Origin of the sequence: Micromonospora sp. NPDC049240, from assembly GCF_040647835.1 — a bacterium.
In the GTDB taxonomy this organism is placed as follows: Bacteria; Actinomycetota; Actinomycetes; order Mycobacteriales; family Micromonosporaceae; genus Micromonospora.
The window spans coordinates 47,306-68,025 of record NZ_JBEZCX010000028.1 but is presented as its reverse complement, the minus strand read 5'-3'; the positions used below and the strand labels follow the sequence as shown (position 1 = coordinate 68,025).

Sequence of the window (20,720 nt, the reverse complement as noted above, 5' to 3'; positions counted from 1 at the left end):
GTGACCGGCCGGTTCATCGCCTTCGAGGGGATCGACGGCAGCGGCAAGACGACCACGGCGGCGCATCTGGTGGGGCTGCTGCGTCGTTCCGGGGTGCCCGCCACGCTGGTCGCGCACAACAGCACCGATGTGGGTCAGCCGGCCGTGTCGCAGTACGTCGCCGAGTTGGTGTCGCTGAAGCAGCGGACGCACTCGTTCGACTACGCGTCCCTCGGCGCGGTGCACTGGGCGTTGATCCGTGCCAGCTACTACGCCCTGGTCGACCGCTTCGTCGTCGGGCCGGCGTTGGAGCGGGGGGAGGTGACGGTGGCCGACGGGTGGTATCACAAGTTCATTGCCCGGGTCACCGCGGCCGGACACGCCGATGACCCGCAGGCGGTCAGATCGATCTTCGCCCCCGTCCGCAGCCCGGACACGGTGTTGCTGCTGGACACCGCGCCGGAGGTGGCCGCCGATCGGAAGAAGGACATCAACGACGCCGAATACGGCCCGACCCGCCGGGGTGAGGGCTCCCGCTCGGTGTTCGCCCGGTACCAGCGCCAGGTCCGCGGCGAGCTCCTGCGCATGGCCGATCCTCGGGTCTGGCAGGTGATTCCCACGGACGACCTCGGACCCGGGCGGGTCGCCGCCGCCTGCCTCGACGCGCTGCGCGGACAGGGCCTGCTGGCGGAAGGGTCTCGCGTACGGTGACCCCGACCGTGTTCTCGCTAGGTGTGCCCGCCGTCCGGGCCGGTGCCCCCGCGGCGGGAATCGGCCGGGCCCGGCGTGCGGAAGCCGAACGGCGGTCCGGTCGAGGCGTGCGTCATGTCGGCGACCTTCTGCCGGGCCTCGACGAGCGCGATCTCGATTTTCTCCACCGCCGCCAACAGCGCCTCTCCGCCCCGGGTCGTGGACACCCGCCGCGTCGTTCGGGTGAGCAGCGGGACGCCCCAGTCCTTCTCGAGACGCCTGATCCGGTGCGAGAGTGTGCTGGGGCTGACGAACAGCAGGGCCGCCGCGCGCGTGAAGGACCGCTCCCGAGCGACGATGCGAAATGAGTGTAGGGCCTGCCAATCCACGTGAACCCCCTCGAAAATCGGAAGACGGCGTGTTCGGAACTTGTCAGGGTTGGCAGAGGTTCAGGCTGCGGCCCAGCCGGCATCCGGGTGGCGGCAATTCGGTCCGCCGGCGTCAAAATCGTCCGGGCGCGCACTTCTTGCCGGAATGGAATCTGTTCGGAGTAATACGGCGACCCGGGTCTGACGGGTCGTGGAGGTGCTACCGTCAACGACCGTGTTTCTGGCTGATGGCCATCCTTGCACCACTTCCCACCGGTTGTTCAACCCGCAGAGGACATTGGCCCGTCCGCCGCGGACATATCTTGAACAAGTGCGAGCAATTGCTGCGGCTGACCCGCCGCCTCGTTACTTCGGCTGATCCGAGTCTTGCATGAATGGAAGGCTCCCGGCCATTCCACTTGCGTATTCTTGTGGTTACGCACGGCAACCTCGCCGGATTGCCGGGTCGGCCGGGTCCGGGAGGCGGGCGCATTCGACTGCGGGTGCCGTGCGGGAAATGTCGCTTAGCAAGGTCGCCCGCGCGGCCGAATATCGGAGTTCGCAGAGCGGGGGCCGAAAAGTCGCCGGATCCCGTACCCGTCATTCGAGTTCGCGGCGGCCTATGCGTCGGCGGCGTGCCGGCCTTCCTCGGTCGCCGGCCGCTGCGGCGGTGAGACGTCGCTGCGGGCGTTGCGCCCTCCCGGCCCGGTGCGGGCGGGCCGGGCCGGATGGCGCGTCAGAAGCTGCTGACCAGCTTCACGAACGCGTCGTCGATCGTGGCGGGATCGGTGGCGTCGAAGGCCTTGCCGGACGACGCCTTGGCGATCCGGTCCAGGGTGGTGAAGTCCGACTCCCGGTCGAAGGCGATGCAGAACACCTTGACCGGACGCTGCGGGTCCAGGGCGACCTCGGCGAGCAGGCGGGCCAGGTCGTTGTCCGGGCCGTACTCGTTCTTGCCGTCGGTCAGCACGACGATCGCGTTGATCCGCTGCGGGTCGTACCGGTTGAGCAGCTCCCGGTGTGCGGCCCGGACCGTCGCGTAGAGCGCGGTGCCGCCCTCGACGTGCAGGCTGGCGATCTTGCTGTTGATCCGCTTCTGGTCGAACCCGCCGAGCGGGACCTCCGTCCGGTACGGGCTCTTCGGCCGCTGCTTGGTCTCCGAGGAGAACGACCAGAGCCCCACCCGGTCCTCGGAGTTGAGCAGCGCGAGGCCCTTGCCCGCCGCGGCCGAGGCGACCTGGAACCGGGTCCGGGTGCCGACCTTCGCCTGCATCGACCCGGACGTGTCCAGCGCGATCAGGATGTTGGCCTTCTTGCGGAGCGTGCGCCAGCCGTCCAGCATCGCGCCGACCACCTGCGGGTCCGGGGGCTCGAAGTAGGTCAGTCCGCCGGTGGGCTCGGCGCCGACACTGGCGAGCAGTTCCGCCGACGCCCGGCGCTCGTGGTCCCGGAAGCCGAGGCGGGCGAAGCTCTCCTGCTGCGCGTCCTCGGTCAGGAACGCCTGGAAGTCGGCCGCCGCCGCGCGCTGCCGCTCGTCGGCGGAGGGCAACACCACGAACGGGTGGTCCAGGTTGAACGTGCCCTCCTTGGGATGGATGGCGACCAGCGGGACGGTCGGCCGGCGGCCCCGCTCCTGCCCGTCCTGCCGAGGGCTCAGCGCCCCCGTGTTGTAGAGGTCGACCAGCTCCTCCTGCAGGACGATGGCGCTCATGTCGTCGGTGCTGCCCGCGCCGCCGGCCAGGTCCGCCTCGGCGAGGTTGCGCAGCAGGTCCACCGAGTCGTCGCTGTAGTGCGACACGTTGGCCTCGATCCGGCGGACGAACTGGGTGACCGCGGGGTCGGCCAGGTCGGCGCGGGTCAGGTCGCTGGACCGTCGCACCGCCGCGTAGTAGGTGGCGATGGTCGCGGCCAGCCCTGAGGTGGACAGGTTGGGGTTGTCCTTGCCGAAGGTGAAGCGGCCCCACTCCGGCTTGCCGAAGCCGGCCCACCCGTCCCGCCCGGACAGACCCAGGATCTCCCCCCAGCCCAGCGGCCCGCGCCGGCGTACCAGCTCGGCCTTGGGCTGCGGCATCGCGATCACCAGCGGGCTGTTGGCGATCGACGGGTAGCGGTCCGGGGTCTGCGGCGCCCGCCCGGCGGCCTCGTCGAGCAGCCGGAGCTGGCCGGTCCACAGGCTCGACGTCGGCAGCCAGACCTGCGGTTGCGGCAGACCGGTGCGGGCCCAGTCGGTGGCCAGCGCCTCGGTGGCCTGGCCCGAGTTCAACGCGCTGACGTGCACCTGGGCGCACCCGCCACCCTCGATCGACCGGTTGCTGCGGTTGTAGCGTTCGGCCAGTTCGACCAGCAGGTCCGCCTTCTCCGTCGAGGAGTTGACCTGGAGGGTGGTGGCGCAGTCGGCGCGGGCCCCCGTGCTGCCCGCGTCGCGCTGCCGGACGAACACGACCGCCCCGGCGATGACCACCAGCCCGGCGGTGACGGCGGCGGTGTAGGGCAACCACTGCCGCGTACGCGTAGCGGATGGGGTCATCGGGGCGTCCTCCTCGGTGGGCGGCTGGTGGCAGCCAACCTATCGATGCGGCGCCAGCCCGCGCCCCGGGCCCCACCGCACCGGGTCACCCGTGGTCGGGTCGTCCCCCGAGCGCGGTCGCGACCAGTAGCCGGACCAGGTAGACCACGACGAAGGCGACGGCCCCGACCGCGGCGGCCGGGCCGATCGCGCTCGACCCGACGTAGCCGGCGGCGGCGCCGGCCGAACCGAGGAAGAGCGCGGTCGAGATGCCCCAGGCGTCGAGGGCCTCACGACGCAGTCGCCGCAACGCGCCGTCCGGGCCCGCGCCGACGCCGGGCTCTCTCACCGGCAGGTGCGCCGGTTGGGTCGCCACCGGCAGGTGTGCCGGTCGGGTCGCCACCGGCGGGTGTGCCGGTCGGGTCGCCACCGGCGGGTGCGCCGGCTGTGTCGGTCCGGCCCGGAACGGCGTGGTCGGCGGTGCCTGAGTCGTCGGCTGCGTCGAAGTCGGCGGCGGTGTCGGGCGCGGCTGCGGCGCCGTCGGCGGGACCGGGGGAAGCGGGTGGTTCGGCGTCGGCGCGCCCGCGGTCTCGTTGCCGGCCTCGAGCAGGCTCTCCCGACGCAGCGGCGCGGTGACCGTGGCGTCCTGCCGGAGCAGCCGCACCAGCACGCGCTCGGCGTCCGGCCGATCCGCCGGATCCTTGGCCAGGCACTCCCGGATCAACTCGTCGAGCACGGGCGGCAACGGCGGCAGCTCGGGAGGATCGTGCAGCACCCGGTGCATCACGGCGAAGAGCGAGTCGTTGCCGAACGGCGGCCGACCGCCGGCGGCGAAGGCGATCGTGGCCGCCCAGGCGAAGACGTCGCAGGGCGGACCGACCGCGTCGTTGCGGAACCGCTCGGGCGCCATGTACGCGGTGGTCCCCATGACCCGGCTGGACGCCGTCTCGGTGACGCCCAACGCGCGGGCGATGCCGAAGTCGATCACCCGAGGACCGTCCCTGCCCAGCACCACATTGTCCGGCTTCAGGTCGCAGTGCACCACGCCGGCGCTGTGGATCGCGGCGAGCGCGGTGACCGTGCCGACCGCGAGCCGGTGCAGGGCGTTGCCGGCCAGCGGGCCGCTCTCGCGGACGTGCCGGTGGAGCGTCGGGCCCTCGATGAACTCACTGACCACGTAGGGCTGCTCGCCGTCCACCTCGGCGAAGAGCACCTGCGCGGTGCAGAACGGAGCGACCCGGCGCGCGGCGGCGATCTCCTTCACGAACTGCGACCGCGCCCGTGGATCACTCAGATCGACGTTGACCATCTTGACCGCGACCCGGTCGCCGGCGTCGTCCTCACCGAGGTAGACGACCCCCTGCCCACCCGCGCCCAGCCGGCCGACCAGCCGGTAGCGGCCGGCGGTGACCGGGTCGTGCGTCCACAGTCTGGCCAATCCTGGCACCGGCGGGCCGGCCGGTTCTGACATCCCGACTCCATCAGTGTCGTGCCCGGCCACCGGCGGCGCAGGACACGGTCATCGTGCCATGTCGCCGCCGGTGACCGGAGACGTCCGGCCACGGGTGGAGGTCAGCGCTGGTTGCGGGGCTGCGCAACGGCACGATCCGGGCGTGCGCCACCCACCGTGTACGCGTACGGCACCGCCGCCACCTCCGTGCCGAACCCGGTACGCGCATCGAACGCGGTCACCGTCAGCGATCCGGCGACCCGCCGCCCGACCGGTCCGTCGGGCGTGAGGGTCACCGTGACCCGGCCGCTGTGCCCCGGCGCCAGCGTCAACGGCGCGTCCGGCTCGGTCACGCCCTCGACCACCCGCCGCCAGTAGCTACCGGTGGACGACGTGGCCTGCCGGTCGGGAAGCCGGGTCAACGCGGTCGCCGCGCAGTCCACCCGGGCCGTCGGCTGGGGCGTGGCACCGAACGGGCCGGAGCGGTTGGCGTTGCAGATCCAGGTCGTCGCCGCCACCTCGACCGACGACACCAGCACCTCCGATCGGCGGCCCGTGGTGCCGGCCAGGTCCGGGTCCCCGACGTAGTAGCCGTTGTCCCCGTAGGGCTGCGTGTCGAGCAGGTGCGGCAGTGTCGACTCGGCGGTCATCCGCAGCTCGGTGGTGCCCGTCGGAACGGAGAAGCGGGGGTAGACCTCGGTCCCGGACACCGGTGTCCGGTAGGTGGCGGACGCGACCGGCCGCAGCGGTACCTCGCCGACGGTGTCCAGCCGGGCGTCGACCAGGTAGGACGCCGGGGCGGCGCCGGTGTTCGTGATCGTGAGCGTGGCCCGGACCGGCGTGCCGGCGGGGAGCACGCCACCCGCCGGCACGCCGGTCGCGGCGACGGGTGGCGGGGCGTACGCCACCCGGCCGTGGAACGGTTGGCTGGTGCGCGCCGTGGCGGTCGGGGCGGTCAGCACCAGCACCACGGTCCACCGGCCGGCCTGCGGGGCCCGCCGGACCAGGTCCAGGCGGGGCGGCGCGGTGGCCCCCGCGGAGCGGGAGCTGCTGGCGGCGAGCGGCATGCCGTTCGGGTCGACGAGCAGACCCCACACCTCCAGGCCGGGATCGTCGCCGACGGCCACCGACACGGCCAGCGCCGGTCTCCCGGCGGGCACGTCGAGTTGGAAGCTGCGTCGCTGCCCGAGCAGGGCCCAGCCGGCCAGGGCGCCGTTGCCGCCGGAGAAGACGCCGCGGAAGCCTCCGCCGGAGGGGCCGGTCGGCACCAGCGTCCGTAGGCCCAGCGGAAGCGCCGCGTACCCGGTCGCGCCGGCGGTGACGGTCACCGCGGTCACCGCGTCACCGGCCTCGGCCGGCAGACCGACCGGCAGCCGGACGGTCCGCGTGCCGCCGGCCGGCACGACAGCCGACGGGCCGGTGTGTGTGCTCAGCCGCAGCGCGGTGATGTCGTACCGCACCGCGCCCACCGGCGGGGAACCGTCGTCGCGGGTCCAGATCGCCACGCTCCAGCGGCCCGGCTGCGGCCGGGCCACGGTCGCGGCCGCGTACCCGCCGTTGCCCAGCGGCAACGAGTAGCCGGCGAGCCGTCCGGCGGGGTCGAAGACGCTCACCGCGACCGGGGCGGTGTGCGAGCGGGGGTCCCAGGCCGCCGCGGCGTGGAGCTGGTCGGTTCCGCCGGGCACGGTGACCGGCACCCGGCGGGCGTTCGCCGGCACCCCGTCGGAGTCGGCGAACGTCTCGCCGGCGCCGGTGGCGGGCGTGACCCGGCCGGCGGCCAACCGGCGGTCCGGCGCGGTGGAGCGCAGGGCGACGGTGACGCGGCGGGTGCGCGTGCCCGGGTTGGTGACCCGCACGTCGACGGGGGTGACCCGTCGCGGCGCGCCGGTGATGCTCGCCGTCGAGGTGGTGACGAGCAGCCCCGCCGCGTCCCGGGCGGCGCGTCGACCGGCGTCGGCGGTGGGCGACCGGCCGGCCGGCGGGTCGGTCAGCGCGGCGGCCAGGCGCACCGCGGCGAGCGTGTCGACGCGTCCGGCGCCCTGCTGGCCGGCCGGCTGCCGCAGGTCGGCCGCGGAACTCATGAGGATGTGTTTGACCCGCGCCGGGGTGGGGGTGACGCCGGTGCGCCGGCGTACCGTCTGGATCACCAGCGCGGCGGCGCCGGCCACGAACGGCGCCGCCGCGCTGGTGCCGCCGAACAGGAAGAACGGGCTGGGGGTGCCACCGTCGAAGAAGGAGACGCAGCTCTGGTAACGGGTGGTGTCCGGGGAGCAGGCGGCCCAGCCGGTGTCGCCGGGAGCGACGAGGTCGACGGTGCGCGGTGCGGTCTGGGCGGTGCCGCCGGAGCTCAACGCGGACACCGAGTCGGACCGGTAGCCGCGTCCGAGTGGGGCCCCGCCGTAGCCGAGCTGGTCGTAGGCGCGTAGTTGGGTGCTGGCGCCGACGGCGACGACGTCCGGGTCGCTGGCGGGTGAGCCGAGGGTGTCGTCCGGTCCGGCGTCCCCGGTGGCGACCACCACGGTCACGCCCGCCGCGACGGCCGCGTCGTTCGCCAGCCGCAGGGCGTTGGCGGCCGTGTCCGGGTAGCCGAAGCCGACCAGCGACTCGTTCAGCACGTCCACGTGTTCGTGGAGCACCGCCCACTCGATGCCCCGCAGGACGACGGACGTCGGCGCGGCGACGTTGCTGAACACCTTCGCCACGTGCACGGTGGCCGCCGGCGCGACGCCGAGGATCCGGATCGGGCACGGGGTCGCCGGGCGGTGCACCGGGTGGGCGTACGGACCGGCGTCGTAGACACCGGCGCCCTGGGCGGCGATGACGCTCGCGTCCCCGAAGGACTCCAGGATGTACGAGGGGGCGTCCAGGCCGTCGCCGGTGAAGTCGGCGTACCCGGCGACGACGGACCGGCCGTCGCGGACGAACTCGGGCGCGCCCGGATCGATCGGCCCGCCCAGCACCCCGACGCGCACCCCGGCCCCGTCGGCGAGGTCGTGCGCGCCGGGACCCTGGACCGAGCCGACGGTTCGCGTCACCGTCAGCCCCTCCGGTTCGGTCGCCGGCGGTTCACCAGGGCGGGCGCAGCTCCGCCCCCCGTTTCCGGCGGCCACCGGCGCGGACGCGGGACGGGGCGCGCCGACCGGGGTGACCGGTTGGCGTAGTCGTAGCTGACGGTCGGGCAGCACGGCGCGTACCCCCGGGCGGGACGCCAGTTCCGCGGCGGCCCGCGCCGGCAGCGTGGCGGCGACGGCGTTGACCAGGCGCAACGGCTGCACCCGGGTGGCGCCCGCGCGGCGCAGGTCGGTGAGCATCGGCTGCTGCCCGGCGGCGATGCGGGCGGTCCGGTCGGCGAGCCGCCGGCCCGGCGCGGTGTCGTGCTGGTCGGCGAGCACGACGATGACAGCCCGGGCGGGCCCACCGGCCGCGACCGCCGGCGCGGCCACGGTGACGACCGGGACGGCGGCCAGGGCCGGTGTGAGGAGCGCGGCCAGTACGCGGCGCGGCGCGGTGAACAGCACGATGATGTCCTCGCTTCCGGGGGAGGTCGGCGGTGGGCGAGCCGGTCAGCTGGCGGTACGGCGTTCGGTGACGACGACCCAGCCGAAGGTGGCCAGTTGCAGGGCGACGAGCGCGAGGAAACCGACGCCGTTCCAGAAGGCGGGCCCGTCGGGCGGGGCGTCGAGGCCGTCGACGGCCAGGCTGACCATCGTGACCATGGCGGGCACCGTCAGGGTCAGCAGCGCCACGGTCACCAGGAGCGACCCGAGCAGGTAGCACGGCGCGTACCAGCGGATGATCCGCAGCTCCCGCGCCGGCACACCGGTGAGGTCGTGCGCGGCGGCACGGCCGATCACCCGCCGGGCCCGGTCGGCCAGCCAGCGCCGGGTGTCGCCCATCAGATCACCCAGCCGCAGCCAGTTGCCCAGCACGAAGTAGATGTCGGTGCGCATGAACACCAGGAACTGGTAGACCACCGACAGCGTGAGCGTGTAGACGATCCCGCGCACCAGCCGCTCCTGCACCCCGGCGAGTTGCAGCAGCAGGCAGGCCGACATGAGCAGCAGGTCCCAGGTCAACCCCGCCAGATAGGGGGCGTAGCGGCGGCGGCGGGGCACGGACCGCACCGCCGACATCTCCGTCTGCGCCACCAGGAACCACAGCCGTCGACTGATGGACAGTCGTCCCGTGACGCCCAACGCCCGCACGGTGGCCGCGTGCGCCAGCTCGTGCAGCAGCACCAGGGTCCAGGCCACCGCCGCGACGACCAGCGCGTTGGCCAGGACCCCGTCCAGGAGGAACGCGTCCGCCGGGGTGGGCCGCAGCCGAGGGAAGAACGCCAGCAGCAGCGGCACGGTCAGCCAGCCGGCGGCGTAGAGCAGCCGCATCGGCGGCGCGAGCAGCCAGGCGACGCGCTGCGGCGACAGGTTCCCCAGCAGCGCCAGCCCTCGCCGGGGCGCGGCGGCGCCGGTGCCTGGTCCGGCGCCGGTCGTCGACGTGCCGGCGCCGGCCGGGCCGTCGTCCGCGCCCGGTGTGGCGTCGGCCCGCACGAAACCGCAGGACGCGATGCCGTCGAGGAAGTCGGCGAGGTCCGGCTCCGTTCCGTACCGCTCGGTGAACCGCCGGCGGACCTCGCCCAGCGGGAGCCCTTCGCCGAGCCACCGGACGAGGTCGACGCCCTCGACCGGCAACTCGACGAAGTCGCCGGTGTCCACCCGGCCGACCTCGCACACACCGTCCTCGCTCTCGCCGATGTGCAGCGGATACAGCCGGACGACCGTGGTGTCGGCGAGCGTGCTGGTCACGTCGCGGATCCCGACGCGACCGTGTCCCGGACGCCGGGAGCCGAGGCGCCGGGGCGGGGCACCCGGCCGTGCGGGCCGCAGGCGGCGCAGTCGTCGAGCAGCGTGCCCTCGGCGAACTGCGTCTCCATCCGGTGCACGTCCACGACGAGCTTGCGGCCGACGATGACCGGTTCCGCCATGCCGGTGAGGTACTTGACGGCCTCCAGGGCGGCCAGGTTGCCGATCATCCCGGCCATCGGCGCGTTGCAGGGGTTGATGGTGCGGTCACCGATCACCCCGACCACGTACTCGGCCATCGGCGTGTACTCCGGATGGTTGGCCGCGGCGTCCTGCTCGACGCACTGGAAACACGCGGTCCGGTAGGGCACGTGCAGGAAGAGGCTGACCGTGAGCCCGTCGTTGGAGCCGCGCATCCACGCGGTGCCCTCACGCAGGGCCGCCTCGTTCAGCCACTGGTAGAGCGTGAGCCGGGGGCGGTCCGCGGCGCAGATGACCAGGTCGCGGCCGGTCATGCAGGCGCGGGCGGCCTCGACCCCGTCCACCCGGGCGTTGCGTCCAGTGACCCGGACGTGCGGGTTGATCTCGGTCAGCCGACGGACGGCGGCGCTCACCTTCGGCTGCCCGACGTCGGCGTCGGTGTAGAGCACCTGCCGGTTGAGGTTCATCAGCTCCACGTCGTCGTCGTCGACGAGCAGGATGTCCCCGACGCCGATCGCGGCCAGGCTCATGGCCACGTACGACCCGAGGCCGCCGATGCCGAGCACCGTGACCCGGGCGTCGCGCAGCCGGAGCTGGAAGTCCGCCGCGGTCAGCGGTGGCTTGTGGAAGTAGGAGAAGAACTCCAGGTTGCGCCGGTACCGTTCGCGTTCCGCCGCCGGCAGTCGGGCCGGCGGGGGCACGGCGGCGTCCTCCACGAAACCCATGTCGATCAGCGCGTCGACGGACGCGTCGACGTCGGCGGCGGTGATGCCCGGTTGGTGCTGCGCCATCGCGTCGGCCAGCTCCGGGCGGGTGCGCGTGCCGTCCATCAGGTTCAGCAGACGCCAGGTGTTGCCGTGCTCGTCGTCGACCATCTCCGAGGCGATGCCGTAGTCGCCGCCGCCGATGCGGATGCGGCCGTCGCCCAGCGGGATGGGGGGAAACACACTCTTGATCCGGGGTCGCCTCATCCGTACTCGCTCCTTCTGGTGTTGCCGGGGCGGCGGTCGCCCCGCGGCGTCGAGGCGGTCCTGGCCACCGCCCCCGGCGGTGGCCAGGACCATCGGGTCAGCAGTCCGTGCAGGGGCTGCAAGCGCAGATGACGGTGGTCTCGATCTTCTCGAGACGGCGGATCTGGATCTTCATGGCGACACCTCCCTCGTCAGCTAGCGGCGGGCCGGACCGTGGCCGGCGGGCGCCGGCGGTGCCGGTCGGCACCAGGAAGTCTGCGGCGGGTCGGCGGGGCGTGGAGAAATCCCGGACGACTCCGGACGGCTCCGCGTCACGCACCGCCGGCGCCCCCGACGTCGGTACAAATCAACGACACATCTGGTGACGCCGCTGGCCAGTGCGGGTCTAGTAGGGGCATCAACCGATGCGTTTTCCAGGAGCTGCCGTGATCGAGTCGCTGTCGAGTGGCGGCGATGGGGCACCGCCCGACCCGGGGCGGGCCGACTCACTGGACGAGGTGGCCCGCACCCTGCGGAGCCTGAAAGTGTGGGCCGGCGACCCCTCCTACGACACGATCAAGAACCGGATCAACGCTGCCTGCCGGGCCGCGCATCCCGCCGGCCCGGTCATCGCCAGGCGGACCACAGTCGCCGACTGCTTCAAGACCGGCCGACGGCGGGTCAACACCGACCTGGTGATCGCCGTGGTGCAGGCGCTGCACCCGGACGTGGGCTACGTGGCGCAGTGGCGCCAGGCGCTGCGGGTCGTCAGCGGGGAGGCCCGCGCGGCGTCGCAGGTGCGGGTGTACGACACGCTGCCGCCGGACCTGCCCGGCTTCATCGGTCGTGCCACCGCGCTGCGCCGGCTCCGACAGGCACTCGACACCGGCGTGCACGGCGGCGTGGTCGTCGTCGCGCTGCACGGGATGGCGGGCGTCGGCAAGACCCAACTGGCGGTCCACGCCGCGCACGCCCGGCACCGCGAGGAGCCGTTCGACCGGATCCTGTTCGTCAACCTCCGCGGATTCCACCCCGACCCGACCCAGCCGCCGGCCGACCCGTCCTCCGTCCTCGAGGGTTTCCTGCGTCTGCTGGGTGTCGCCGGCCAGCAGGTACCGCACGGCCTGACCGCCCGCGCGGCCACCTACCGGCGTCTGCTGGCCGGCACCCGCACGCTTGTCGTGCTGGACAACGCCGGCGACGCCGAGCAGGCCCGCCCGCTGCTGACCGACACCCCGGGCTGCCCCGTGCTGATCACCAGCCGACGCGACCTGCGCGAGCTGCCGCACACCACCCACGTCGCGGTGGACCTGTTCACCCCGGACGAGTCGGCGGCCCTGCTCGCCGTCGGCGGATCGCACCTCCCCGGCGGCCCCGACCCGCACGCGATGGCCCGGATCGCCCACCGGTGCGGGCACCTGCCGCTCGCGCTCGGACTGGTCACCGCGCACATCAGCGGCACCTCCGGCTGGACGCTGACCGACCACGCCGACCGGCTCGACGAACGGCATCACCAACAGCGCCTCGACCTCAGCGTCGAACTTGCCTTCGACCTGTCGTACCGGCACCTGCCCGCCGACCGGCGCCGGCTGCTGCGCCTCGTGGCGGCACACCCGGGCGACGACTTCGACGCCCCGGCCGCCGCCGCCCTCGCCGGGATCTCCACCTGCGAGGCCCGAGCCCACCTGTGTCACCTGCACCGCGACCACCTGCTGCACCACGCCGCCCCCGGCCGCTACGCCCTGCACGACCTGGTGCGCGCCTACGCCACCAGCCGATGCGGCGACGAGGACCCGCCACCCGAACGCCGCGCCGCGCTGACCCGCCTGTTCGACTACTACCTGGCCGGCACGCTCGCCGCCGTGGATGTCCTGTACCCCGCCGGATCGCACCGCCGGGTGCCGTCGAACGGCGGCACCGTCGCCGCTCCGGCCGACCCGGACACCGCCCGCAGGTGGCTGGACACCGAACGCCCGACCCTGGTGGCCGTCGCCACGCACGCCGCCGCCCATGGCTGGCCCACCCACGCGGCGCACCTGTCGGCCGCCCTGTTCCAGTACCTGCACGGCGGACATCCCACCGACGCGCTCGTCATCCACGAACAGGCCCGGCACGCCGCGTGCCGTGCCGGCGACCCGGTCGAGCAGGCCCACGCGTCGACCAGCCTCGGCGCCACCTACACCCAGCTCGGCCGATACGCGTCGGCCGCCGAGCACCTCCAGCGGGCCGGAATCCTGTTCCGGGGGACCGGGGACCGGGTCGGCGAGGCCCGCGCGCTGATCAACCTCGGCGTCATCGAGTCACAGCTCGGCCGCAACCGGCCCGCCGCCGACAACTACCGCCACGCGCTGGCCCTGTTCCGGCAGGCCGGTCACCGGGCCGGGGAGGCGCACGCGCTGAACAACCTCGGTGAGGTCGAGGCGCAACTGGGTGAGTACGGTTCGGCCGCGAAACACGTGCAGCAGTCGTTGGCACTCTTCCAGCAGTTGGGCGGCCGGGCCAGCGAAGCATGGACGCTGAACACCCTCGGTGACGTCGACATCCGGCGGGGACGGCACGCGGCGGCCCGGTCCCATCTGCGGCAGGCGCTGACCCTGTACCGCCAACTCGGCAACCGCACCGGCGAGGCCTGGACGCTGAACAGCCTCGGCACGCTGCACACCCGCCTCGGTCAGCGCACCGACCACCACCAACGGTCGCTCGACATCTTCCGCGAGACCGGCGAACGGTACGGCGAAGCCAGCGCCCTCAACGGCATCGCCGAAGCGGCCCGCCTGGCGGGAGAGCCGGCCGACGCGCTCCGTCACCACACCGCGGCCCACACGGTCGCGGTCGACATCGGCGCGCACCAGGAGCATGCCCGCGCCCACGCCGGCCTCGGTCACGTCCACCGCGCCCTCGGGGCGCCCGCCTCCGCCCGTCAGCACTTCCAACGGGCGGTGACCCTCTACCGCGACCTCGACATGCCCGAGGCCGAGCAGATGATCGTCCACCTCGGCGCCCTGGACGACGCCGATCACCGGCTGCCCTCCCCGCACCGTTGAGGCCCGATCGGCAGGAATCCCGCGACTTCTGTCTTCGACGCGGCCCGGCCGGCGGCGACCACATCCACCTGCCGAACCTGTGCCCGGGACCGCGTGGCGACCGCTCGCCCGCCCGGCCGCGCGGTCGGGCCCACTCCGGGGCACGATCGTCGCGGCGGCCGGGACAGTTCGTGCCGTCCGCCCCCGACACGCCGGGCCGCGTCTGCCGGTGTGCTTCCTGGTCGCGGGGCCGATCCGCTGGGAGCGATACCAACGGGGCGACGATCCACATCGTCCGGTCGCTACACTCCCCGACAGAGTCCGGAACCGCACCCGACACCCGGTGCGCCGACCAGGATCGGATGGAGACGCCAGTGACCCGCGACAAGGCCGCACCCCGCGGAATCGACCGCACCGTTCCCAGCGTGGCCCGGGTCTACGACTACTTCCTGGGCGGTAAGGACAACTTCGAGGTCGACCGGAAGGTCGCCGAGCACGCCCTGCGGATCACTCCGGACGGGCCGGCCGCGGGCCAGGCGAACCGGGCCTTCCTGCGCCGGGTGATCCGGTTCCTGGTCACCGAGGCCGGCATCGACCAGTTCCTCGACCTCGGGTCGGGGCTCCCCACCCAGGGCAACGTGCACGAGGTCGCCACCGAGCACAACCCGAACGCCCGGGTGGTGTACGTGGACAACGACCCGATCGTCCTGACGCACGGGCGGGCCCTGCTCGCCGCGGAGGGCACCGCGACGGTGATCCAGGCCGACATCCGGCGACCGCAGGAGATCCTCGACGATCCGGACGTCCGCCGGTTCCTCGACTTCGACCGGCCGGTCGGGTTGTTGCTCTTCGCGATCCTGCACCACCTCGGCGACGACGAGGAGCCGCGCGCGGTGTCGGCGGAGCTGATCGACGCGCTGCCGTCGGGCAGTTACGTGGCGATCTCGCACTTCCGTGACCCGGGCGAGCGGGACCCGGAGGGCTCCCGGAAGGCCCGCGAGGTCGAGCGGGTCTTCAACGAGTCGCTGGGCACCGGCCGTTGGCGTACCGACGAGGAGATCCTCTCCTTCGCCGACGGGCTGACGGTGCTGGAGCCGGGGCTGGTGCCGCTGGCCGAGTGGCGTCCGGATCCGGGCACGCCCGCGCCGAAGCAGACCGACACCTACCACACCTTCGTCGGGCTGCTCGCCCGCAAGCCCTAGGTCGTCGCGGCGTCACCGTCGAGGTGGCCGGTGGTGGCCAGGTGGCGGTACCAGTGGGCGCTGTCCTTCCAGGTGCGCTGCTGGGTGTCGTAGTCGACGCGGATGATGCCGAAGCGGCGGTCGTAGCCGTAACCCCACTCGAAGTTGTCCAGCAGCGACCAGACGAAGTAGCCCCGGACGTCCGCGCCCCGCGCGCGGGCGTCGGCCATCGCGCCGATGTGCCGGCGCAGGTAGTCGACCCGCCGCTCGTCGTGGACCCGTCCGTCGGCCGAGACCACGTCGTCGAACGCCGCGCCGTTCTCGGTGATCATCAACGGCTGGCCCGGGTATTCGTCCCGTAGCCGCAGCAGCAACTCGGTCAGGGCCGGCGGGTCGATGTTCCACCCCATCGCCGTGTGCGGGCCGGGCTGCGGCAGGAAGTCGACGTCGTCGGCGCCCACCCACGGGGTGTGTGCCGAGGCGCCGTGGCCGTCGGCGTCGGAGCGGGGCGTGTGTCCGTCCCCGGCCCGGACCAGGGTGCTGGCGTAGTAGTTGACCCCGAGCACGTCCAGCGGCACCGCGATCAGCTTCTCGTCACCCGGGCGCACGAACGACCAGTCGGTGACGGCGGCGGTGTCGGCCAGCAGGTCGGGCGGGTACGCCCCGTCCAGCATCGGGCCGAGGAACGCCCGGTTCGCGAGGGCGTCGATCCGCCGGACCGTCTCGGAGTCGGCGGCCGAGCCGGACGCGCCGCGCACGACGTGCAGGTTCAGCGTCACCGACAGCTCGGCGCTCGGCGCCAGCTCCCGGACCACCCGTCCGGCCAGGCCGTGCGCCAGGTTGAGGTGGTGCACCGCCGCCAGCGCGGCCGCCGGTTCGGTGCGGCCGGGCGCGTGCACGCCGGAGGCATATCCCAGGTACGCCGAGCACCAGGGCTCGTTGAGCGTGGTCCAGGTGTGCACCCGGTCACCGAGCGCGGTGACGATCCCCGACGCGTACTCCTGGAAGCGCAGCGCGGTCTCCCGTGCCGGCCACCCGCCGGCGTCCTCCAGCTCCTGCGGCAGGTCCCAGTGGTACATGGTCGCCACCGGTCGGACGCCGCGCTCCAGCAGGCCGTCGACCAGCCGAGCGTAGAAGTCCAGGCCGGCGGCGTTGAACCGGCCGGAACCGCCGGGCTGCACCCGGGGCCAGGAGATCGAGAAACGGTACGCGCCGAGCCCCAGCTCGGCGATGTGGTCGAGGTCCTGCGGCCACCGGTGGTAGTGGTCGGCGGCCACGTCCCCGGTGTCGCCGCCCAGCGTACGCCCGGGGGTGTGGCTGTAGGTGTCCCAGATGGACGGGCCGCGGCCGTCCTCGGTGGCCGCGCCCTCGACCTGGTACGCCGCCGTGGCCGAACCCCAGACGAAGCTCTCCGGGAAGTCTCGTGCCGTCATCGTCCCGTCCTCTCTCTGCCGGCCACCACCACGCAGTGGTACGCCGACGACTCGCCCGCCACCAGCTCGGCGGTCGCCACGCCGTCGCGGAAGCCCACCTCGAACTCCGTGCCCGGCCCCTCGCCGGGTGCCGGGATGCGTACCCGCTGCCGATGCCCCTCCGCCGGGGCGTAGAGCCGCAGCTCCACCCCGTCGGCCCAGTCGTAGTCGGGCCGGTCGGAGCGCGCCCCGAACCCGATGACCGCGCCGGGCCGGACGAGCACCGGCAGGCTGTCGTACTCGTGCTTCTCGGTCACCCAGGCCGGCCCGGTGAGCTGCGCGCCGGTGACCAGGTGGGTCCAGGTGCCGGCGGGCACGTAGAAGGTGACCTGCCCGTCGGCGCTGAGCACCGGCGCGACCAGGATGTCGGAGCCGAGCATGTACTGCCGGTCGAGGTGCGCCACGGCCGGATCGTCCGGGAACTCCACGATCATCGGCCGCATCATCGGAATGCCGTCGCGGTGCGCCTCCTCGGCGGTCGCCGCCAGGTACGGCATGAGCCGGAGCTTGAGCCGGGTGAAGTGCCGCAGCACGTCCACGGCCTCCTCGTCGTACGCCCACGGCACCCGGTACGAGCCGGAGCCGTGCAGCCGCGAGTGCGAGGAGAGCAGGCCGAACGCGATCCACCGCTTGAACACCGCCGGGTCGGGGGTGCCCTCGAAGCCGCCGATGTCGTGGCTCCAGTAGCCGAAGCCGGACGAGGCCAGGGACAGCCCGCCGCGCAGCGACTCGGCCATCGCGACGAACGTCGACTCGCAGTCGCCGCCCCAGTGCACCGGGAACTGCTGGCCGCCGGCGGTCGCCGAGCGGGCGAACACCACCGCCTCGCCCTCGCCCCGCTCGGTCTCCAGCAGCTCGAAGACCGCCTTGTTGTAGAGGTAGGCGTAGTAGTTGTGCATGCGTTGCGGGTCCGACCCGTCGTGCCACACCACGTCGGTCGGGATGCGCTCGCCGAAGTCGGTCTTGAAGCAGTCGACGCCCATGTCCAGCAGCACCTTGAGCTTGCCGGTGAACCAGGCCACCGCGTCCGGGTCGGTGAAGTCGACGAGCGCCATGCCGGCCTGCCACTTGTCCCACTGCCACACCGAGCCGTCCGGGTTGCGCACCAGGTAGCCGGCCCGGCGACCCTCCTCGAACAGGTACGAGCGCTGCGCGATGTACGGGTTGATCCACACGCACACCTTCAGCCCGCGCTCGTGCAGCCGGCGCAGCATGCCCTCCGGGTCGGGGAAGGTCGCCGGGTCCCAGACGAAGTCGACCCAGTGGAACTGGCGCATCCAGAAGCAGTCGAAGTGGAACACCGACAGCGGCAGGTTCCGCTCGGCCATCCCGTCGACGAACTCGGTCACCGTCTTCTCGTCGTACGACGTGGTGAACGACGTGGACAGCCACAGCCCGTACGACCAGGCGGGCACCCGGGCCGGTCGGCCGGTCAGCGCCGTGTAGCGGCGCAGCACGTCCTTCGGGGTGGGCCCGTCGACGACGTGGTAGGTCAGCGACTGGCCCTCGACGCTGAACTGGGTCTGCGCGACGACCTCGGAGCCGACCTCGAACGACACGTGCTCCGGGTGGTCCACGAACACGCCGTACCCGGCGCTGCTGAGATAGAACGGCACGTTCTTGTACGCCTGCTCGCTGGCGGTGCCGCCGTCGGCGTTCCACACGTCGACCGTCTGGCCGTTCTTCACGAACGGGCCGAACCGCTCGCCCAGCCCGTACACCGTCTCGCCGACGCCGAGCGCGAGCCGTTCGTGCACGTACCGGCGGCCCTCGCCGTCGGTGACGATCCCGACGCTGCGCCCGGTGGACGCCGTGACCAGCCGGTCGCCGTGCCGGAACTCGACCCGCCACCCGTCGACAAGCGCGACCCGGACGGTCAGCTCGCCGGTGGTCAGCGACGCGCTGATCCCGGTGATGTCGACGGTGACCGGGTGGGTGTCGTCGGTGCGCAACCCGAAGTGGGGTTCGCGGGGCAGCCCGCCGCTGTGGTGGCCGATGGTCACCCCGACCACGCCGGGCGCGGGGGAGAAGAACCGGACGGTGACGACCGGGCGGTTGAGCGTGTCGCCCCGGCCGTTGATCTGACCGGCCGGCGCGAAGACGGTGAAGCCACGCTCGTCCATCTCGACCGATTCCACCGTGCCGGGGCGCAGCACGCTGACCCCCGGGCGCAGTTGCCAGTACCCGTCGGTGAACTTCACTTCTCGGCTCCTGCCGTGATGCCGCGCGCCAGAGTGCGCTGGAAGATGAGGAAGAAGAGGATGGCCGGCACCAGGCTGAGCAACGCGCCGGCGTTCGTCGTCGGGGCGTCCATCAGGCGGTCGCCCTGCAACGACGCGAGCGCGACCGGGATGGTCTGCGTCTGGTTGTCGATCAGCATGACCAGCGGGATGAGGAACTCGTTCCAGGTCCAGATGAAGAAGAAGATGAGCAGGACGGCGAGGGTCGGCCGCAGGTTGGGGAAGACCACCCGCCACAGCACCGTCCACTTGCCGGCGCCGTCCAGCGCCGCGGCCTCCAGCAGTGAGCGCGGGAACGTACCAAGCACCGAGGCGAGCAGGTAGGTGCCGAACGCGCTCTGGATGACGGTGAAGATGATGATCACCGACAGTCGGGTGTTGTAGAGGCCGATCTCCTTGGCCACGTAGTACAGCGGGTAGATCAGCGCCTCCTGCGGCAGCATGTTGGCCAGCAGGAACACCCCGACGATCCAGAGCCGGCCGCGGACCCGGCCGATCCCCAGGGCGTACGCGTTGAGCAGCGACACGACGACGCCGAGCACCGCCACGGACCCGGCGATCAGCGCCGAGTTCCACAGCTTGAGCGGGAAGTTCACCTCGGACCAGTACGTCCGCAGACCCCTGGTGTAGAACTCGGTCGGCCAGCTCAGCGGGCCGCCCGACGAGTAGTCACCGGGCGACTTGAACGCGTTGAGCAGCATGAACGCGAACGGCACCAGCATGACGAGCGCGCCGATGGTGACGCCGGCGAGCACCACCCACCGGCTGACGCCCCGGTGGTGCCGGTCGCGCACCGGCCGGCGCGGCGGGGCACCGGTGATCGTGACTGCCATGTCAGATCCCCCGGTCCCGGCGCTCGCTGCGGGCCTGCACCCCGATGAAGACCACGGCCACCACGACGATGATCACCGTGAGCACGGTGGAGATCGCGGAGCCGTACCCGACCTGGAGCTTCTTGAAGAACGTGTAGTACGCGAAGTACGACGGCACGTTGGTGGCGTTCTCCGGGCCGCCCCGGGTCAGCGCGAAGATCGGCCCGAACACCTTCAACGCGGCGATGGTGCAGGTCAGCGCCACCACGAACGTCTCCGGCCGGATCTGCGGCAGCGTGATCGCCCGGAACCGGCGCAGCCAGTTCGCCCCGTCGACCTCGGCCGCCTCGTACAGCTCCGGGTCGACCCGCTGCAACGCCGCCATGAACACGACCACCGGGTAGCCGATCTGCACCCAGATCATCACCGCCATCACCACCGGCAGCGCGGTGTCCGGGTCGCCCAGCCAGTCGTGACGCAGCGCCCCGAGACCGACCGCGTCGAGCAGGCTGTTGAACGCGCCGTCGGGGCGCAGGATCCAGCCCCACACGATGCCGGCGACCACCACGGGCAGCACCTGCGGCAGGTAGAACGCGGCCCGCAACGCCGCCGCCGTACGCGGCTTGAACCGACGCCCGACGACGTCGAAGAGCACCGAGGCGAGCAGCAGCCCGAGCAGGGTCGGCACCACCACCATCGCGACGATCATCGCCACGGTGTTGCGGAACGACGCCCAGAACACCTCGTCGTCCAGCAACCGCCGGTAGTTGTCCAACCCGACGAACGTGGGGTCACCGACCCCCGACCACCGGGTCAGCGACAGGTAGCCGGTGCCGACCAGCGGCGCGCCGATGACCAGGACGAACAGCGCCGCTCCGGGGAGCAGGTAGAGCCAGTACGCCGCGTCGCGGCCCCGCTGTCGGCGGCGGGACGGGGGAGCGGGGGCGGGGGTCGCCGCGGACGGCGCGGCGGCGACGGTGTCGGAGACTGCCATGGCGGATCCTTCCCGGCGGGGCGGCCGGGCGCACCGGTCGTGCCGGTCGCGCCCG

13 protein-coding genes are annotated in these 20,720 nt (G+C 72.9%); 3 read left to right on the top strand and 10 right to left on the bottom strand.

The genetic code is table 11. The features are described from left to right. Positions 1-690: a hypothetical protein gene (locus AB0B02_RS29735; protein ID WP_281940295.1), complete on the top strand. Its 690-nt coding sequence runs from the start codon at positions 1-3 to the stop codon at positions 688-690. 17 nt (positions 691-707) lie between these two features. Here AB0B02_RS29735 and AB0B02_RS29730 read toward each other — a convergent pair whose 3' ends face one another. The 6 genes from AB0B02_RS29730 to AB0B02_RS29705 form a co-directional block, all read right to left on the bottom strand. Next, complete coding sequence (locus AB0B02_RS29730; RefSeq protein WP_357305968.1) at positions 708-1,058, bottom strand: LysR family transcriptional regulator; 351 nt, start codon at positions 1,056-1,058, stop codon at positions 708-710. Positions 1,059-1,773: 715 nt separating this feature from the next. Then, positions 1,774-3,564: an extracellular solute-binding protein gene (locus tag AB0B02_RS29725; RefSeq protein ID WP_357305965.1), complete on the bottom strand. Its 1,791-nt coding sequence runs from the start codon at positions 3,562-3,564 to the stop codon at positions 1,774-1,776. Positions 3,565-3,649: 85 nt separating this feature from the next. Then, on the bottom strand, positions 3,650-5,014 hold the full coding sequence (locus AB0B02_RS29720) for a serine/threonine-protein kinase (RefSeq protein ID WP_357305962.1): 1,365 nt from the start codon (positions 5,012-5,014) through the stop codon (positions 3,650-3,652). Positions 5,015-5,115: 101 nt separating this feature from the next. Beyond that, entirely contained in the window at positions 5,116-8,511 is a 3,396-nt protein-coding gene (locus AB0B02_RS29715; RefSeq protein ID WP_357305959.1) for a S8 family serine peptidase, read from the bottom strand. A 45-nt stretch (positions 8,512-8,556) separates the two neighbouring features. Beyond that, positions 8,557-9,795 (bottom strand): hypothetical protein, encoded by a 1,239-nt coding sequence (locus tag AB0B02_RS29710; protein WP_357305956.1) that lies wholly within the window; start codon positions 9,793-9,795, stop codon positions 8,557-8,559. Continuing rightward, positions 9,792-10,964, bottom strand: a complete 1,173-nt coding sequence (locus tag AB0B02_RS29705) for a ThiF family adenylyltransferase (protein ID WP_281940306.1) — start codon at positions 10,962-10,964, stop codon at positions 9,792-9,794. Before AB0B02_RS29705 ends, AB0B02_RS29710 begins: the two co-directional genes overlap by 4 nt. Positions 10,965-11,389: 425 nt before the next feature. Between AB0B02_RS29705 and AB0B02_RS29700 the strand changes: the two genes are divergently transcribed. Next, positions 11,390-13,987, top strand: coding sequence for a tetratricopeptide repeat protein (locus tag AB0B02_RS29700; protein WP_357305952.1), 2,598 nt, complete (start codon positions 11,390-11,392; stop codon positions 13,985-13,987). A 353-nt stretch (positions 13,988-14,340) separates the two neighbouring features. Then, positions 14,341-15,168 (top strand): SAM-dependent methyltransferase, encoded by an 828-nt coding sequence (locus AB0B02_RS29695; protein ID WP_107155368.1) that lies wholly within the window; start codon positions 14,341-14,343, stop codon positions 15,166-15,168. Here the strand turns inward: AB0B02_RS29695 and AB0B02_RS29690 are convergent. The 4 genes from AB0B02_RS29690 to AB0B02_RS29675 are packed head-to-tail and all read right to left on the bottom strand — an operon-like array spanning position 15,165 to position 20,665. Further along, on the bottom strand, positions 15,165-16,580 hold the full coding sequence (locus tag AB0B02_RS29690; RefSeq protein WP_357305948.1) for a GH1 family beta-glucosidase: 1,416 nt from the start codon (positions 16,578-16,580) through the stop codon (positions 15,165-15,167). The two genes, AB0B02_RS29695 and AB0B02_RS29690, sit on opposite strands and share 4 nt — an antisense overlap. Beyond that, positions 16,577-18,820: an alpha-xylosidase gene (gene yicI, locus AB0B02_RS29685; RefSeq protein ID WP_357305945.1), complete on the bottom strand. Its 2,244-nt coding sequence runs from the start codon at positions 18,818-18,820 to the stop codon at positions 16,577-16,579. The genes AB0B02_RS29690 and yicI overlap by 4 nt, the downstream gene beginning before the upstream one ends. Continuing rightward, positions 18,817-19,692, bottom strand: a complete 876-nt coding sequence (locus AB0B02_RS29680; RefSeq protein WP_281940316.1) for a carbohydrate ABC transporter permease — start codon at positions 19,690-19,692, stop codon at positions 18,817-18,819. Before AB0B02_RS29680 ends, yicI begins: the two co-directional genes overlap by 4 nt. A gap of 1 nt (position 19,693) precedes the next feature. Next, on the bottom strand, positions 19,694-20,665 hold the full coding sequence (locus tag AB0B02_RS29675; protein ID WP_281940317.1) for a sugar ABC transporter permease: 972 nt from the start codon (positions 20,663-20,665) through the stop codon (positions 19,694-19,696). Positions 20,666-20,720 lie beyond the last annotated feature (55 nt).

Coding starts and splice junctions, on each gene's coding strand:
- AB0B02_RS29725 (WP_357305965.1), bottom strand. CDS start 3,564: ATGACCCCATCCGCTACGCGTACGCGGCAGTGGTTGCCCTACACCGCC.
- AB0B02_RS29720 (WP_357305962.1), bottom strand. CDS start 5,014: ATGTCAGAACCGGCCGGCCCGCCGGTGCCAGGATTGGCCAGACTGTGG.
- AB0B02_RS29705 (WP_281940306.1), bottom strand. CDS start 10,964: ATGAGGCGACCCCGGATCAAGAGTGTGTTTCCCCCCATCCCGCTGGGC.
- AB0B02_RS29690 (WP_357305948.1), bottom strand. CDS start 16,580: ATGACGGCACGAGACTTCCCGGAGAGCTTCGTCTGGGGTTCGGCCACG.
- AB0B02_RS29680 (WP_281940316.1), bottom strand. CDS start 19,692: ATGGCAGTCACGATCACCGGTGCCCCGCCGCGCCGGCCGGTGCGCGAC.
- AB0B02_RS29675 (WP_281940317.1), bottom strand. CDS start 20,665: ATGGCAGTCTCCGACACCGTCGCCGCCGCGCCGTCCGCGGCGACCCCC.